Annotated in this window: 16 protein-coding genes; all 16 read right to left on the reverse strand. The window is 43.0% G+C overall.

Features of this window, described 5'->3' with window-relative positions:
* The 16 genes from nuoL to V5804_RS15425 all read right to left on the reverse strand — a co-directional run bounded on the left by nuoL (position 1) and on the right by V5804_RS15425 (position 15,367).
* On the reverse strand, positions 1-2,037 hold the full coding sequence (gene nuoL / locus V5804_RS15350; protein WP_369592281.1) for an NADH-quinone oxidoreductase subunit L: 2,037 nt from the start codon (positions 2,035-2,037) through the stop codon (positions 1-3).
* Positions 2,038-2,043: 6 nt separating this feature from the next.
* Positions 2,044-2,349 carry an NADH-quinone oxidoreductase subunit NuoK gene (gene nuoK, locus V5804_RS15355; protein WP_369592282.1) on the reverse strand — a complete coding sequence of 102 codons (306 nt, stop codon included), beginning with the start codon at positions 2,347-2,349 and terminating at the stop codon, positions 2,044-2,046.
* Positions 2,342-2,881, reverse strand: a complete 540-nt coding sequence (locus tag V5804_RS15360) for an NADH-quinone oxidoreductase subunit J (protein WP_369592283.1) — start codon at positions 2,879-2,881, stop codon at positions 2,342-2,344. The genes nuoK and V5804_RS15360 overlap by 8 nt, the downstream gene beginning before the upstream one ends.
* A gap of 7 nt (positions 2,882-2,888) precedes the next feature.
* On the reverse strand, positions 2,889-3,470 hold the full coding sequence (locus V5804_RS15365) for a 4Fe-4S binding protein (RefSeq protein ID WP_369592284.1): 582 nt from the start codon (positions 3,468-3,470) through the stop codon (positions 2,889-2,891).
* Positions 3,471-3,531: 61 nt separating this feature from the next.
* Entirely contained in the window at positions 3,532-4,602 is a 1,071-nt protein-coding gene (nuoH, locus tag V5804_RS15370) for an NADH-quinone oxidoreductase subunit NuoH (protein ID WP_369592285.1), read from the reverse strand.
* Positions 4,603-4,679: 77 nt separating this feature from the next.
* Positions 4,680-5,486, reverse strand: coding sequence for a glutamate racemase (gene murI / locus V5804_RS15375; RefSeq protein ID WP_369592286.1), 807 nt, complete (start codon positions 5,484-5,486; stop codon positions 4,680-4,682).
* Positions 5,487-5,557: 71 nt separating this feature from the next.
* The gene (locus V5804_RS15380; protein ID WP_369592287.1) at positions 5,558-6,070 is read right to left on the reverse strand and encodes an OmpH family outer membrane protein; all 513 of its coding nucleotides are present in this window, start codon (positions 6,068-6,070) and stop codon (positions 5,558-5,560) included.
* A 51-nt stretch (positions 6,071-6,121) separates the two neighbouring features.
* Positions 6,122-6,652 carry an OmpH family outer membrane protein gene (locus tag V5804_RS15385; RefSeq protein ID WP_369592288.1) on the reverse strand — a complete coding sequence of 177 codons (531 nt, stop codon included), beginning with the start codon at positions 6,650-6,652 and terminating at the stop codon, positions 6,122-6,124.
* A 93-nt stretch (positions 6,653-6,745) separates the two neighbouring features.
* Positions 6,746-9,301 carry an outer membrane protein assembly factor BamA gene (gene bamA / locus V5804_RS15390; RefSeq protein ID WP_369592289.1) on the reverse strand — a complete coding sequence of 852 codons (2,556 nt, stop codon included), beginning with the start codon at positions 9,299-9,301 and terminating at the stop codon, positions 6,746-6,748.
* 61 nt (positions 9,302-9,362) lie between these two features.
* Positions 9,363-10,103 (reverse strand): isoprenyl transferase, encoded by a 741-nt coding sequence (locus V5804_RS15395; RefSeq protein WP_369592290.1) that lies wholly within the window; start codon positions 10,101-10,103, stop codon positions 9,363-9,365.
* 630 nt (positions 10,104-10,733) lie between these two features.
* Positions 10,734-11,525, reverse strand: a complete 792-nt coding sequence (locus tag V5804_RS15400; RefSeq protein WP_369592291.1) for a DUF6089 family protein — start codon at positions 11,523-11,525, stop codon at positions 10,734-10,736.
* Positions 11,526-11,536: 11 nt separating this feature from the next.
* Positions 11,537-12,418 carry an NAD kinase gene (locus tag V5804_RS15405; RefSeq protein WP_369592292.1) on the reverse strand — a complete coding sequence of 294 codons (882 nt, stop codon included), beginning with the start codon at positions 12,416-12,418 and terminating at the stop codon, positions 11,537-11,539.
* A gap of 8 nt (positions 12,419-12,426) precedes the next feature.
* On the reverse strand, positions 12,427-13,089 hold the full coding sequence (locus V5804_RS15410; protein ID WP_369592293.1) for a CBS domain-containing protein: 663 nt from the start codon (positions 13,087-13,089) through the stop codon (positions 12,427-12,429).
* A 1-nt stretch (position 13,090) separates the two neighbouring features.
* Positions 13,091-13,852 carry an alpha/beta fold hydrolase gene (locus V5804_RS15415; protein WP_369592294.1) on the reverse strand — a complete coding sequence of 254 codons (762 nt, stop codon included), beginning with the start codon at positions 13,850-13,852 and terminating at the stop codon, positions 13,091-13,093.
* Between the two features lie 128 nt (positions 13,853-13,980).
* Entirely contained in the window at positions 13,981-14,427 is a 447-nt protein-coding gene (locus tag V5804_RS15420) for a GatB/YqeY domain-containing protein (protein WP_369592295.1), read from the reverse strand.
* A 181-nt stretch (positions 14,428-14,608) separates the two neighbouring features.
* Positions 14,609-15,367 (reverse strand): SDR family NAD(P)-dependent oxidoreductase, encoded by a 759-nt coding sequence (locus tag V5804_RS15425; RefSeq protein WP_369592296.1) that lies wholly within the window; start codon positions 15,365-15,367, stop codon positions 14,609-14,611.
* Positions 15,368-15,422: the final 55 nt, after the last annotated feature.

A 15,422-nucleotide genomic window follows, 5' to 3' on the forward strand; every position in this document is an offset into this window, starting at 1 on the left:
CTAAATCAACGTTTTAAAAAGGTAAATACTGAGGATGACCAGCAACATGCCCAGCAAATATTGCTGCACTTTGCCAGTTTGAAAACCCCGGGCAAAACTACCAATATCACGGACACGGAAGGCGATAAAATTTACCAGCCCATCAACAAGGTAGCGGTCCAGCCATTTGCTGATTTCGGAAAAAAGCAGGCCGGTTTTGGCCAGCAGGTTTACAAAGCCATCAATCACTAAACGATCAAAAGCATACAATTTTTGGCTGACCCAAACTACTGTTTTTACCACATGATTTTGGTAGAACCGGTCAATATACCATTGGTTGTAAGACAAGCGGAACAGAAGGCCGCTTTCAGGAAACCAGTTGATACTTTTCCTAAAATATTGCAAATAAGCTAAATAAATAACCGGAATGGTAATGATGTTTACCGCAGCAGGAATTAAAGTATGGTACAAATTCTCGCGTTCGAAGTAATCTGCCGTTAAAAAACCTTTAAAAAGCCAGCTTTGCTCGTACAACAAAGGGTTGAGCGAAAACACGGGAAACAAAGAAAACAGTGCTAAAAACAGCATCGGCCAAGCGAACAGATTGTTTTCTTTGGAAAAATGCAGCTCGAAAGTTGGAACCATTTCCTTCAACTTGGATTCGCCCCAAAACACTTTAAACATCAGCCGGGCAATGTAAAAAGCGGTGAGCCAACTGGTGATTAAGATGGAAATGGGAATGAGTTTGTAGAAAAAAGACCGGCCTTCTGCCCACTCAAAAGCCTGGATCAAAATGCCGTCTTTGGATAAATAGCCGGAAGTAAGCGGCAAACCGATCAAAGCCAAGCCTGCAACAATGCAGGTAACAAAAGTAACCGGCAAAGCTTTGCGCAAACCGCCCATGTATAAAATGTTCTGTGGGTCAATTTCTAAGTGCAGTTTTTCTTTTAAATGCTGCATTTCGTGGATGATAACGCCGGCCGACAAAAACAAAAGACACTTAAAAAAAGCATGTGTGGTTAGGTGGAACAAAGCGGAAGCATAAGCGCCCATGCCCATTGCGGCAACCATAAAACCCAATTGCGAAATGGTAGAAAAAGCCAGGATTTTTTTCAAATCGTTTTGGGTGAGGGCAATCGTTGCCGCCATAAAAGCGGTAAAAGTGCCGGTTATGGTGATGATTAATTTTACATCCGCATTAAAAATTGGATAAACCCGCGCCAACAAGAAAACGCCAGCAGCGACCATGGTTGCCGCGTGGATTAGGGCCGAAACGGAAGTTGGCCCTTCCATCGCATCGGGCAGCCAGGTGTGCAACGGAAATTGTGCCGATTTGGCCATCGCTCCGAGAAAAAAACACAATCCTGCAATGGTTAACCAGGTTCCTGATAATCCTCCGGCAGTTGTAAAGTTATTTGGATGGCTGAAAAGTGTCAGCAGGTCAAACGTTTGGAAGTGTGCAAACAGGATCATGATGCCGATCAAGAAACCGATATCACCAATCCGGTTCATGATAAAAGCTTTTTTATTGGCCTGGACTGCCTTTTCCCGCGTAAACCAAAAGCCGATTAACAAGTAGGAAGCAAAGCCGACCAACTCCCAAAAAGCGTATAGCAACAGTAAATTATCAACCACCACCAAAGCCAGCATCGCGAAGCAAAAAAAACTGAGGTAACGGAAATAGCGGCGGAAATTCCGGTCGCCTTCCATATAAGCCAAAGAATAAAAATGTACCGCCAAAGCGATACCGGAGACCAAAACCAGCATCAGCACCGAAAGGTTATTGAGCAGCAAACCGGCAAAGATTTTTACGGTGCCGATCTGAAACCATAGGATTTGTTGGTGAACAGGTTCCCGGTTCCAAATTTTTGAGAAAAGGAAAGCCGAACTAATCAAACTCAACAAGATACAAATAGTGGCCAGCCAGCCTTCCGTTTTGCCCGATGCTGTTTTTACCACTATAAAATTGGTGATAAAAGCAGCAAAAGGCAGCAGCACGGCAATTAATGCAAGTTGGATTTCGAGTGTATGGTTTTGTAAAGTATGGATCGGTTCCAAATTTTGTTAATCTTTTAATTCGTCAATCTTGCCGGGATCAATGGTTTTAAACCTTCGGTAAACATTCAAAATAATGGCCAAAGCAACCGCGGTTGCAGCAGCGGCCAGAACGATGGCAAACAAAGCAAAAATTTGTCCGCTGTTGTGGTAGCGGTCGTATTTTCCAAACGCAATCAGATTGATAACGGCGGCGTTAATGATAAATTCAATCCCAATCAAAACCTGGATGGCGTTGTTTTTAGTCAAAACCATGTACAAACCGGCGGAAAATAAACACGCGCCAATCAGCATAAAAGTTTGGAGGTTAATCAAGTGAACGCTCCTTTCTGGCCAAATGCGCGGCACCAATCAACGCCATCATCAGCAAAATGGAAATCGCTTCAAAAGGCAGCAAATAAGTGGTCATTAAATTGGTACCGATATTGGTAACGGTATTGTCCTGCGGACGAAAAGTATTGTTGGTTGATTGTGCGATCCATTGAAGTTGATCTGGTTTTAGTTTGAAAATTGCATTCACCAGTACAATCAAAAATGCCGCGGCCACCAGCAAGGCCGGAAACTGTTTCAGCGTAAAAACCGGATGCCGGCTCTCCTCCAATTTCTCCAAAGTTTCTTTGCTCGACAGCATGAACGTGAACAGCATCAGCACCAAAACGCCGCCTACATAAATTACGATCTGGGTAACGGCCACAAAATCTGCCAGAGCAAAAACGTACAAGCCGGCAACGGCAAAAAGCGTAACAAAAAACATAAAAACCGAGCGCACTAAATTTTGGCTTGCTGCCACAAACCAGGCCGAAGCAACCGTAGTTAAACCCAGAAAAATAAAAATGCCTTGCTCCATGCTTCTTTTACCCCTGTTTTTTTTGTGTGGCCGCTTGTTTGGCCGCCAACTTTTCGGCCTGCTGCTTCTCCAATTCTAAACGTTTTTCTTCGGCTTCTGCTTCGCTCATCGGCGAAAAACGGTAAGTCAGCAAATCCAGTTCTTCCACACTTTTATCGTATTGGTTGGTCATCGTGATACATTCCGTCGGGCAAACCGTGGTGCACAAACCGCAGTACATGCACTTGGCCATATCAATATCAAACTTTGCCGCATACAAACGTTTGGTTGTGCCATCGGAAGTTTGCCCGATGGCTTCGGTTGCTTTGATAGATTCGATTTCAATACAATTAACCGGACAAATTTTCGCACACAAGTCGCATACAATACAATCCTCCATTTCCACAAAAAGCTGGTAACGGCCAACTTCCGGGACTGGTAGTTTTTGATGCGGGTATTGGATGGTAACGTTTCCTTCCTGTTGTTTAAAATAATTATCGGACTGAATGCCTATCACTTCCCTACTGTTTTTAGCAGCTAAAAAATGTTTCAGGGTGAGGTTGAAGCCTTTTCCTGCTGATTTAATGCCTTTTATGATGTTGTTGAACATTTTGATTTTTAATTTTTACCGTAGAGACGTTGCATGCAACGTCTCTACATCGGCAACGTCTCTACATCAACCACAACCGCCAAATCCCCGAAACCAGCATACACAAAAAGGCAAGCGGCGTTAAAACCTTCCAGCATAAATCCATCAATTGATCAACACGGAAACGCGGCAACGTCCACCGAACCCACATTTGCAATCCGATCAAAAGCAGCGATTTCAGAAAAATCCAGCCAATCCCCCAAATATTTCCGGTCGTCCAATCAGCTAATTTTACGGCACCGATGTTTGGCAGCGGCGTATTCCAGGCTCCCAGAAACAGGATCACGCCAACCATGGACACCAAAAACATCATGGAATATTCGGCCAGAAAAACCAGCGCAAAACGGATTCCGGTGTATTCGGTGTGAAAACCAGCCACCAATTCGGATTCTGCTTCCGGGATATCGAACGGCGCACGGTTGCTTTCGGCTAATGAAGCAATAAAATAAATGACGAAAGCAACGATCAGATGAGGCGCACGAAAGATGTTCCAGGCTAAAAACCCGCCTACTTCTTTTACCGGTATAAATCCTAAAAATTTGGTGTTTTCCGCGGAAAGGATTCCTTGTTGTTTGGCAATTTCCTGCAAATCCAACGTCTGCGAAATCATGATGACTGAAATAATGGCAAAGCCAGCCGGAATTTCATACGAAACAATTTGCGCCACCGAACGCATCGCGCCCAGCAAAGCATACTTGTTGTTCGATCCCCAGCCGGCCATCAAAATCCCAACCGTTTCGATGGAAAGCACGGCCAGGATATAAAAAATCCCAACATTGATATTGGCTGGAATTAAACCCGGTGCCCAGGGCAAAGCGGCAAAACCTAAATAAACCGCTACAAAAATGATGATTGGTGCAAGCGCAAAAAGCACTTTATCGGCTGCATTTGGCGTGATCAGTTCTTTTTGCAGCATCTTTAACATATCTGCAAAAACCTGCAACGAACCATATTTTCCGGTTTCCATCGGCCCCAACCTATCCTGGATAAACGCGGAAACCTTGCGTTCGGCATAAACGCCAAACGTGGTAAACAGCGCCACAAAAGTAAACAGCGCCAGGGCAACCAAAATGCTGAGGAGGTAATGGTTCAAAACAAATGATTTACTATGCCTGCAAACTTACTTATTTAGAACGATTGCGGGAAGCAAAGGAATTGAGGTGAGTCAGGCTAATCCCAAATTTGACGGAGGTTTAACCCGATTTGCTGGCCGAAAAACAACTGCGTGCTTTTTTCAAAAGAATCGGTATAATCAGAAACGTAGAAACGGTGCGGCGCGGGTTCATCTTCGTTTAACAAATCCATTCGCTGCAGTTCTTGCCAGAGATGACGGGCAACGATTTCGGTATTATCAACGATGGCTATTTCGGGATGATAATAAGCGGCAATCTCGTTTCGGATTAATGGATAATGCGTACAGCCTAAAATCAAACTGTCAATTCCCTGCAAAACAGGATCAGAAAGATAAGTGTGGATGAGCGTACTGCTGATTTGATCGTTAAAAAAACCTTCTTCAATCATCGGCACCAACAATGGCGTGGCAAGGGAATGCACGTTTAAACCTGGTTTTTTCTGCTGGATTTTTTGCGCGTAGATATTGGATTTGATCGTAGCACGTGTGGCAATGACACCGATATTTTGAAACCGATCAGTAGCGGTCATAAAATCAACCACCGGGTCAATCACGCTGTAAATCGGGATTTGGTTTCCCAAAAACAGTTTCAAATCGTGGTAAGCCAACGAAGATGCGGTGTTGCAGGCGATGACAATTGCTTTACAGCCTTCGTCCATCAAAAACTTCGCGATCTTCAAAGAGTAATATTTGATGGCTTCGGGTGATTTATCGCCGTAAGGCAAATGCGCCGTATCGCCAAAATAAACCAATGCTTCTTTTGGCATCAATTTATTGATGGCGTTGGCAACGGTCAATCCGCCAATTCCCGAATCAAAAACACCGATGGGCTGGTTTGCTGGCATCCGGCTAAAATAAAAAAAGCGGTGTCTTTTTTAGCTCAAGACACCGCTTTTTAGTGGATAAAAGAAGTATGTTACTTTAAACCTAATTTCGCTTTTACGGCAGCCATCATATTGTCTGCTTCCGGGGAAACTAATAATTCGGTTTGAGAAGTATCAATTACGTAAGTATAACCTTTTTCTTTGGCTACAGCTTGTACGGCAGCACGCGCTTTGTCCAACAATGGTTTTGATAATTGTTGCGTTTTGTCGCCAACTTGTTGTTGCGCTTTTGCCTGGAAATCCTGCAAGCGTTTGTTTGAATCTTGCAATTCAGCTTCTTTCGCTGTACGGGCTGCATCCGTCATGGTTGCTTTTTTGGCATCGTAACCTTGTGCGTTTGTCTGCAGCTCATTGTTTAAAGCTGTTAACTGGTCAACAAAAGTTTTCTGGTAATCCTGGATTTGTTTTTGCACTGTTTTGGTTTCAGGCATTTGATCAATTAATTGATTGAAAGCAATGTGGCCGATTTTGGATTGTGCCTGGGCAACATTTCCTGCAAAAAATAAACAGCCGGCAACTAAAGCAACTTTAAATAGTTTTTTCATTTTTGTTATTGAGGGTGATTTTTATATACTGTTTTTATAAGGTGTTTTTTGTTATTGGGCAAATACGCCTGGTTTTAAACCCAAACGGGTGATTACAGCCGCACTTTTATCATAACGCGGATTTGCATAAAGCATTATCACTTCGCTGTTTTTATCAAAGATCATGTCCAAATTTTCGCTTTCGGCAATGGCTTGAACGGCTTTTGCAACACGGTCTTGCACAGGTTTAATCAGTGCAGTGCTGCGTTGCGCCAGTTCGCCGTCCGGCCCGAATTTTTGGCGTTGAAAATCTTTCGCGGCTTTTTCTTTGTCAATAATTTCGTTCTCGCGTCGTTTTTTCATGTCGGCCGTCATCAACACCTGGTCGGCCTGGTAAGCTTTGTACATGCGGTCAATATCCTGAAAACGGGCATCGGTTTCTTTTTGCCACTGATCTGAAATTGCAGCCAACTGCTTTTGCGAAGACGCATATTCGGGCACGTGCTTCAAAATATATTCAGAATCAACATAAGCAAAACGCTGTGCAAACGCGGCTGTTACGGCCAGTACAGGTATCAATAATGTTAGAAATAATTTCTTCATGTTACAAAACTACGCAAAATAATGTTTTTGAAAATCTTGCACATCTAAATTTGATGAAAGATTTAGGGTGATAAAAACAGTATCGGCTATCATTTAGTTAAACGCCCCGCTTAAACTTTGTGCAATGGAAAAGTGGAAATGGCCTTTATTAGCTGCTGGCGCACCCGGTATTGCATCGAAACCGTAACCATAATCCAAGCCCAGCAAACCAAATATCGGCAGGAATATCCTTGCGCCAACACCGGCCGAGCGCCTTACGTTAAAAGGTGCAAAATCGTTAAACGAGTTCCAGGTATTTCCGCCTTCGGTAAAAGCCAACAAAAAGATGGTTGCCGATTGGCTGGCAATAACCGGATGCCGCAATTCCAACTGAAATTTATCAAAAATCGGGCTGCCGGAACTGCTTGCAATATTTATGTTTGATCCGTTAGGCACAATTTGAAAGTCTTCGTAACCCCGCAAACCAATAATTTCCGAGCCTTGCAAAAACTGGTAACTCTGCATACCACTGCCGCCTAATTTAAAACGTTCGAAAGGCGATTGACCGACTGCTTTGTTGTACGAACTTAAAAAGCCAAATTGCGTTTGTGCTTTCAACACCAGCTTGCCATAAACTTTTTGGAACCATTGCGCCTCGAACTTGGCTTTGTAATACTCTACAAAATGATAGCGTTCTTCGGGCGTTGCAATGGCATAATTTACATTATTGAACAAAGAATAGGGCGGCGTTAATTGTGCCGTTAAACGAATGTTAGAACCGGATGTCGGGTAAATTGGCGCATCCAACGAATAACGGCTGAATGTTTCGGTCAATTTAATGTTGATAGATTTTCCGTTTGCAAACAGGTAACCGGGATAATGATCTAAGTTATAGTGGTCAAAACTCAAGGTGTGGCTCAAGTTGAAATAATCGTCCGGCCATCTCAGTTGCTTGCCTATCGTTGCCGAAACACCATTGATCGTAATGCCATAATAATCTATATCACCTTTTTTACGTTGAAAACCAATAATATTCGAACCGTTTGACTGCAATTGTGTGTAAGCCGTTATACCAAAATTAACCGGCTTTTTACCGCCAAACCAAGGCTCGGAATACGTAAAAGAAAAATTCTGGTAGTTTTTGCCGTTTGCCTGGCCACGCAAACTTAATTTCTCGCCATCGCCTTTTGGCAATGGTTTGTAAGCTTTTAGGTTGAAGATATTGCGCAACGAAAAGTTGTTGAATGTTAAACCCAACGTCCCGACAATACTGCCGCCGCCAAAACCACCGGAAAGCTCGATTTGATCGGAAGGTTTTTCTACCACATTGTATAAAATATCAACTGTCCCATCGTTCGGGTTGATGTTGGTTGGCCTTGGGTCAATCTTTTGCTCATCAAAATTACCTAACTGCGTAATGGCCTGTGTACTTCTTATAATGGCTTCTTTCGAAAATTTTTGGCCGGGCTTGGTACGGATTTCCCTGCGGATCACCTTGTCGTTGGTTACTTCGTTCCCTTTGATCACCACATTGTTGATCGTGTATTGCGGGCCTTCATAAACACGCAAATCCACATCAATGGTATCGTTGTGGATGCGTTTTTGAACAGGATCGGTTTGATAAGTCAGATAACCATCGTTCAAATAAAGCGAAGAAATATCATCACCGTTTGACGAACCGCTTAAACGCTTGTTCAATTCCTCTTCGCTAAAAACATCGCCTTTTTTAATCCTCAAAAGCGTATTCAAGATCTTGCTTGGATACTTGGCATTTCCTGACCATACAATATCACCAAAATAATACTTCGGGCCTTCGTAAACTTTGATTTTGATGTTTACCGTTTTATCGTCGTGTTTCCAAACCGAATCACTTAAAATCTCGGCATCGCGATAACCGTTGGCCTGCATTTTGGCAACCAGGGTTTGCTTGTCTTCTTCGTATTTGTCGCGCAAAAACTTCTTGGAACCAAAAACATTATACCATTTTTTCTCCCTGGTTTTTTTGAGGTATTTTTTCAGTTTGGCATCTTTAAAAGCACTGTTCCCTGTAAAAACAATACTGTTTACCTTAACTTTAGTCTTTTTATCTACAAAAGCATCCAGGATGAGGCTGTTTGCTTCGCCATTGTCCTTGCGTTGTTTAATGTCAACCGTTGCGTTGAGGTAACCTTTTTCGGCAAAATGCTTTTTGATAATCGCCGTGGTTGTATTGATCAGGTTTTCGTTTACAATTTTACCGGTTTTGTCTTTCAGTTTTTTCTGTATGTCTTCCACCTCGCCTTTGCGCAAACCTTTTATGTTCAGTTTTGAAAGGCGTGGGCGTTCTTTTACATTGATCTCAAAATTGATGGTATCGTTGCGCAACGTATATAATAATTTCACATCGTCAAACAATCCTTGCAGCCACAGGTTTTTAATCACGTTGGAGGTTGCATCGCCCGGCACGGTTATTTTGTCGCCTTTGTTCAACTGGGAGATTTTGATCAGCACATCTTTGTCCAGGTACTGCGATCCGGTAACGGTAACGGTGCCAACGGTCAATTCTTTCGGGTTAAGATAACTCAGGCTGTCTGCAGGCAAAATTGGTGTAGCCGTTTGCTGCCGGACTGCCTGTGCCAAAGCAACAGAAGAAAATGCACAAAAAATTATAGCTATAAAGTACCTGTTCATTCGTAGGATTTGGAGGCTAAAGTAATTTAAACAGTTGTTAAAAAGTGTTAAACATCAAAATTTAGTTCACTTGCTCGCTTGTCTTGCCAAAACGGCGTTCGCGGGTTTGGTAATCTAAAACGGCTTCAAACAGATCTTCTTTGCGGTAATCGGGCCATAACTTTGCTGTAAAATAAAGTTCGGCATAAGCAATTTGCCATAACAAATAGTTGCTGATCCGGTATTCGCCGCTCGTTCTGATCAGCAGTTCCGGGTCTGGCATTTCAGAAGTATGTAGTTCTTTTGCAAACAGTTCTTCGTTGATGTCTGCTGCTTTCAGTTCGCCTTTTTCCACCTTTTCGGCCAGTTTTCGGGCTGCGCCTACAATTTCCCTTCTCGAACTGTAGCTTAAAGCCAGTGTTAAAATCAAACCTGTGTTGGCCGAAGTTTTATCAATGGCATTTTGCAGTTCCTGGTGGCACTTTCCGGGCAGCATGTCGAGATCGCCGATCGCATTTAAACGCACATTGTTTTCCATCAGTTTCTTGATTTCTTTGTTGATGGTGGAGATCAGCAGTTCCATAATGGCGGTAACTTCGTATTTCGGCCGGTTCCAGTTTTCCGAAGAAAAAGTATATAAAGTTAAATAAGCAATGCCCAGTTCGCCCGCGCCTTCTACCACATCGCGCACCGCCAAAACACCGTTGTGGTGGCCAAACACGCGCAATTTGCCTTTGCCTTTTGCCCATCGCCCGTTGCCATCCATAATAATAGCCACGTGTTTGGGCAATTTTGCTTTATCTATTTGTGCTCTGAAATCCATTGATCAGTTTCGTGCATTTAATATTGCAGGCCAATTTTTTATACTCAGGTTGAAGTTTGCCAAACTGTTTTTTGATAAAAAATTCAGGCTGCAAAGGTAAAATTAATCTTTAAATTATGGTGTTAGGGACGATTATCATTTTGAAACTGAAATTGAATTTGGCTGATGCTTCTTTTACCACCTAAAAATCAGTGCGCTTCCATCAAACGCTTCTAGCCCCAACAATCCAGATCTGGCCGATGCTTCTTTTACCACCTAAAAATCAGTGCGCTGCCACCAAACGCTTCTGGCCCTACAATTTCAAATTTGGCCGATGCTTCTTTTACCACCTAAAAATTAGTGCGCTTCCGTCAAACGCTTTCTGCCCCAACAATTTTAAATTTGCCCGATGCTTCTTTTACCACCTAAAAATTAGTGCGCTTCCATCAAACGCTTCTGGCCCAACAATCTGAATTTGGCCGATGCTTCTTTTACCACCTAAAAATCAGTGCGCTTCCGTCAAACGCTTCTGGCTCTACAATCTGAATTTGGCCGATGCTTCTTTTACCACCTAAAAATCAGTGCGCTTCCGTCAAACGCTTCTGGCTCTACAATCTGAATTTGTCCAATGCTTCTTTTACCGCCTAAAAATCATGGAGAAACAACCGGACATTTCTGGCTCAAAAAGGTGTACGAAAGCGTTAGCCCGGTTATCATGTAAGTATCCCGCCTCAAATTTCCGCGTTGCGCACCGGGCGAACCGATGTAAATGCCGGTTTTTTCGCCGGAACGGTCTGTTAAAATCCTTGAATCAACATTAACCAAACCTGCTTTTTCAGGATAATAACTGCTTACATCGTCCAGATAATTGGTAAAAGCCGTGCGGTAGCCCAGCTCGATACCCAAATTCCAGCTTCCCGAAAAATTAACTTTTACACCAACGCCATAAGGAACACTTAAAGCATTGTACGGATATTCTTTTTGCTGGCCTTCTGTTTTTAATGGCCGAAGCACATACGTATCGCCTTTGTAAACGGCTTTCGGGTTATAGTTTACCAAGGCCACACCGCCAAAAATATACGGTGTCCATCTTTTGATACTGATGCCCGAATAGTAATTAAAAAAGTTAAGCTCGCCAGTGAGCGATACTTCGTTTATGGGTGAAAAAAAGCTGAGGTTGCGGTTGCGCAATTGTGCGTTGGACGACAAGCTGTCGGCACCGCGGACCTTGCCATAAGTATAACCCAGCTTGGCCGAAAAATAACCGTTAAAGTTTCGCTTTACAGAAACACCGGCCGAAAAATCGGTAAATTTAAAAGGGTTCACCTCGTTGAAATCGCCCATGTAGCCAGACGAACCTGCAAAAATCCCCGGTTCCCAGGTTTGGGCAAAACAGGCCGAGGAAAGCAGCAGTAAAAGAAGCAAACCATAAAGTTTACGCATCCGTATCAAATTCAGTAATTGCGGGCATCCAGTCCCCACATCAATTTGTTCCTTAACGTGGATAAATAACTTTCATTATTTAAGCGAACGAGATTAAAACCATAACCCGCTTTTCGGATGGTAAAAACGCTCGAACTATCAATGGTCTCTGTTTTAGAATCGCAGGAAACCAGGTAGTTTGTGCTGCGGGTTTCTACTTTAAAAGTAAGCGTGTGGTCATCAGAAATCACAATTGGGCGTACATTTAGGTTATGCGGAGAAATAGGCGTGATCACAAAATTGCCGGACTGCGGAAAAACGATCGGGCCGCCGCAGCTTAATGAATAAGCCGTAGAACCGGTTGGCGTAGAAACAATAATGCCGTCTCCCCAATAAGAATTTAAAAATTCGTCGTTCAAAAAAGCATGAATGGTGATCATGGCCGCATTGTCGCGCTTATGGATGGTAATATCGTTTAAGGCGATATTGATATTTTTAAAAACCGGCGGGTTTGATTCCAACTCCAACAGCACTCTTTCGTCCAGCGTAAACTGCTTGTTTACCAAAGCTTTAATAGCTTCTTCAATGTCGTTTTTGTTGACGCTGGCCAAAAACCCAAGGCGGCCAAAATTGATACCGATAACCGGAATGCCAGAATCGCGAATGAGATCAACCGTACCTAAAATCGTTCCGTCTCCGCCCAACGTCAGCATTACATCTACAATGCCATTGATGTCTTCATAACTGCTAAAGTGGGCGTAGTTTTTCGAAAAATCCGGCTGCTCTGCTATAAAATAATACAAATCAATATGTACGAACACTTCCGAACCATATTTTTCCAGGCAATCAAAAACTTCTTTGATAAAAGGAAATACAGTTGGATTTGAGGGTTTGCCGTAAACTGCAATCTTCATTTTAGAAATTATAGGTTGATGAAATTCATCAGTAATTCGTAGCGGTTCATAGAATCGTCGTCAACCTGGGCTTGGTTAAATACTGCTTTTATGGTGTAATCGTAGCGGATAAAGCTGGCCTGGATAGCAGAAATGTCTTTTTTATTGATCTTTAAAGTAACTTCCAAACGGGTAGAATCAGCAAAAGAGCGGGTGTACGAACTCAATATCTGTGCTTTGTCCGATTCTACAATCTGTGCCATTTGCGCCAAAGAATTGTCGCGGTTGTTCATCTCCAAAACGATAATGGCACCAGGCTCGTTGGCCGCAGTAAGGCTGGCAAAATAATTGTTTAAAGAATTGATATTGATTAAACCGAGATAATTGCTTTTTTGATCTAGCACCGGCAAAATGCTTAATTGCTGTGCGCTAAACATCCGGACAACATCATAAACATGCTGGTTTTCGCGCACAAAAGTCTGCGCTTTCAGGATGGACAACGTATCCACCGTCCGGTCTTCATCGGTAATTTCGATCAGATCATCTTCGGCAATCAGCCCCAAAAACAAATCTTCATCCACAACCGGCAGTTCGCTTACCCTGAATTCTTCCAGCAGTAGGTTAACTTTTTCGACCGTATCGGTAGGTTTTACCGGTGGGATGATGTCGGAAATCAGTTCGGCAGCAACCATATTATGCTTTAATTTTTTCGAGAAAATCCTTTAACAATCGATTAAATTCCTGCGGCTGCTCCATCATCGGCACATGGCCGCAATGTTCAACCCAGGTCAGGTCCGAATCAGGCAGCAGTTGGTTAAATTCTACCGCAACTTCCGGCGGCGTAATTTTATCGTTTTTGCCCCAAATTAAAGCAACAGGAATTTTAATTTTGTGTAAATCTTTTGCCATGTTATGCCGGATTGCTGATTTTGCCATCGCCAAAAGACGGATAATTTTGTGGCGGTCGTTAACGGTTGCATAAATTTCATCAACCAGCTCTTTGGTTGCTGTTTTTGGGTCGTAAAAAGTGTGCTCTACCCTTTCTTTTATAAACGAGTAGCTTTCCCTCTTCGGAAAAGAACCGCCAAAAGCGTTTTCGTACAGGCCGGAACTTCCTGCCAGCACCATCGAATTTAGCCTTTCGGGATGAGACATGGCATAAATAAGCGCCACATGCCCGCCCAGCGAGTTGCCCAAAACACAAAAATTTTCCAGCTCTTTATACTTCACAAATTTATGGACGAATTTAGAAAGCGTTTTTACGCCCAGGGTCAGCAAAGGCAGTTCGTATATAGGCAGCATCGGGATGATGACCCGGTAATCTTTGCTAAACTCTTCGATCACGTATTCCCAATTGCTCAACGCGCCCATCAAACCATGCAGCAGCAATAAAACCTCACCTTTGCCCTGTTCTATATATTTAAACCCTTTTTCTTCTTTTACCACAAACTCCATAAACGTTTTTTGAAAATAATGCTGCCATCGGAAAATAAAAACCAAAAAAGGCCAACGGTATAAAACCTGTTGTAACGGCTATAAAATTAGCTTTTTTAAAATGGCTTTCGGCCAACAACCTAATTATATTATTGCAATAGCTGCTTTACAATTTCAGAAATTGTTTTGCCGTCGGCTTTTCCTGCCAGTTCTTTATTGGCGGCCCCCATTATTTTGCCCATGTCTTTTACCGATGTGGCACCTGTTTTTTTGATTACGTCCTGCAAGTAAGCCGTGATTTCTTCCCGGCCCATTTGCTGCGGCAAATACGCTTCGATCACCTGCATTTCTTCTTTTTCGATCCGGTACAAATCATCGCGGTTTTGCGATTGGTAAATTTCCGCGGATTCTTTGCGCTGTTTGATCAGCTTTTGCAACACTTTCAGTTCGGTTTCTTCGGAGATGTTTTCGGATGCGCCTTTTTCCGTTCGCGCCAGCAACAAAGCCGATTTAATGGCCCTCAAGCCGCGCAAACTGGTCTCGTCTTTTGCCAGCATCGCTTTTTTAATATCCTGGTCTATGGTTTCTATTAACATGCTTCTTTTATCAGTGTTTTTTTAGTGTTGATGTGTTTTGCCTACGCTCCAAATCCCCGCTCATATTAAAATGTATTTCTCCCCGGTTTATTGTTTTCTATCAACATGCTTCTTTTATCGGTATATTTTTAGTGTTGATATGGATTTCTAAAGAACTATACGCAACGCTCATACCTCAAACCTACTTCCTCACAAACGTAACCGCATTTGCCTGCGCCGTTGGCATAATGGTCAAATCGTTGATGTTGACGTGGGCCGGGCGCGAAACGATAAAATAAATGGTTTCGGCAATATCCATCGCGGCCAGCGGCGTAAAACCTTCGTAAACTTTTTTTGCCCTTTCGGCATCGCCATTAAACCGGACATTAGAAAATTCGGTTTCTACGGCACCGGGATTGATGGCCGAAACCTTAATCCCATGTTGCACTAAATCCAGCCGCATCCCTTTGTTCAAGGCATCAACCGCATGTTTGGTGGCGCAATAAACGTTTCCATTTGGGTAAACTTCTTTCCCGGCGATGGAACCTAAATTAACGATATGCCCGTGGCCATTGGCAATCATCCAGTTGGAAACAATCTTGCTGGTGTACAACAAACCTTTGATATTGGTGTCAATCATCAAATCCCAATCGTTGGTATCGCCGGCGTTGATCGGGTCCAAACCTTTGCTCAAACCGGCGTTGTTGATCAGCACGTCCACTTTTTTCCAGGCTTCGGGCAATTGTTCTAAATTTTGTGTAACCGAAGCTTTGTTGCGGATGTCGAAATTAGCTACCGCAACTTCCGTATTGTATTGGATGTTTAACGCGTTGGCCAGTTTTTCCAATTTTTCTGCACGGCGGCCGGTTAAAATCAAATTAAAACCTTCGCGGGCAAAAACGTGTGCGCAAGCTTCGCCAATGCCCGAACTGGCACCTGTGATCAATGCAATTTTGTTCATATAAAAGAAGTATTAACCAAAGCACAAATAAATGCTTTTGAGCCGAAATTGTGTT

The organism is Mucilaginibacter sp. (assembly GCF_041088075.1).
In the GTDB taxonomy this organism is placed as follows: domain Bacteria; phylum Bacteroidota; class Bacteroidia; order Sphingobacteriales; family Sphingobacteriaceae; genus Mucilaginibacter_A.

Excerpts from the sequence above, each read along its gene's own strand:
- V5804_RS15385 (WP_369592288.1), bottom strand. The coding sequence starts at position 6,652 with ATGAAGAAATTATTTCTAACATTATTGATACCTGTACTGGCCGTAACA.
- V5804_RS15380 (WP_369592287.1), bottom strand. The coding sequence starts at position 6,070 with ATGAAAAAACTATTTAAAGTTGCTTTAGTTGCCGGCTGTTTATTTTTT.
- V5804_RS15360 (WP_369592283.1), bottom strand. The coding sequence starts at position 2,881 with ATGGAGCAAGGCATTTTTATTTTTCTGGGTTTAACTACGGTTGCTTCG.
- V5804_RS15405 (WP_369592292.1), bottom strand. The coding sequence starts at position 12,418 with ATGAAGATTGCAGTTTACGGCAAACCCTCAAATCCAACTGTATTTCCT.
- V5804_RS15415 (WP_369592294.1), bottom strand. The coding sequence starts at position 13,852 with ATGGAGTTTGTGGTAAAAGAAGAAAAAGGGTTTAAATATATAGAACAG.
- V5804_RS15365 (WP_369592284.1), bottom strand. The coding sequence starts at position 3,470 with ATGTTCAACAACATCATAAAAGGCATTAAATCAGCAGGAAAAGGCTTC.
- V5804_RS15425 (WP_369592296.1), bottom strand. The coding sequence starts at position 15,367 with ATGAACAAAATTGCATTGATCACAGGTGCCAGTTCGGGCATTGGCGAA.
- V5804_RS15395 (WP_369592290.1), bottom strand. The coding sequence starts at position 10,103 with ATGGATTTCAGAGCACAAATAGATAAAGCAAAATTGCCCAAACACGTG.
- V5804_RS15400 (WP_369592291.1), bottom strand. The coding sequence starts at position 11,525 with ATGCGTAAACTTTATGGTTTGCTTCTTTTACTGCTGCTTTCCTCGGCC.
- V5804_RS15420 (WP_369592295.1), bottom strand. The coding sequence starts at position 14,427 with ATGTTAATAGAAACCATAGACCAGGATATTAAAAAAGCGATGCTGGCA.
- bamA (WP_369592289.1), bottom strand. The coding sequence starts at position 9,301 with ATGAACAGGTACTTTATAGCTATAATTTTTTGTGCATTTTCTTCTGTT.
- V5804_RS15410 (WP_369592293.1), bottom strand. The coding sequence starts at position 13,089 with ATGGTTGCTGCCGAACTGATTTCCGACATCATCCCACCGGTAAAACCT.
- murI (WP_369592286.1), bottom strand. The coding sequence starts at position 5,486 with ATGCCAGCAAACCAGCCCATCGGTGTTTTTGATTCGGGAATTGGCGGA.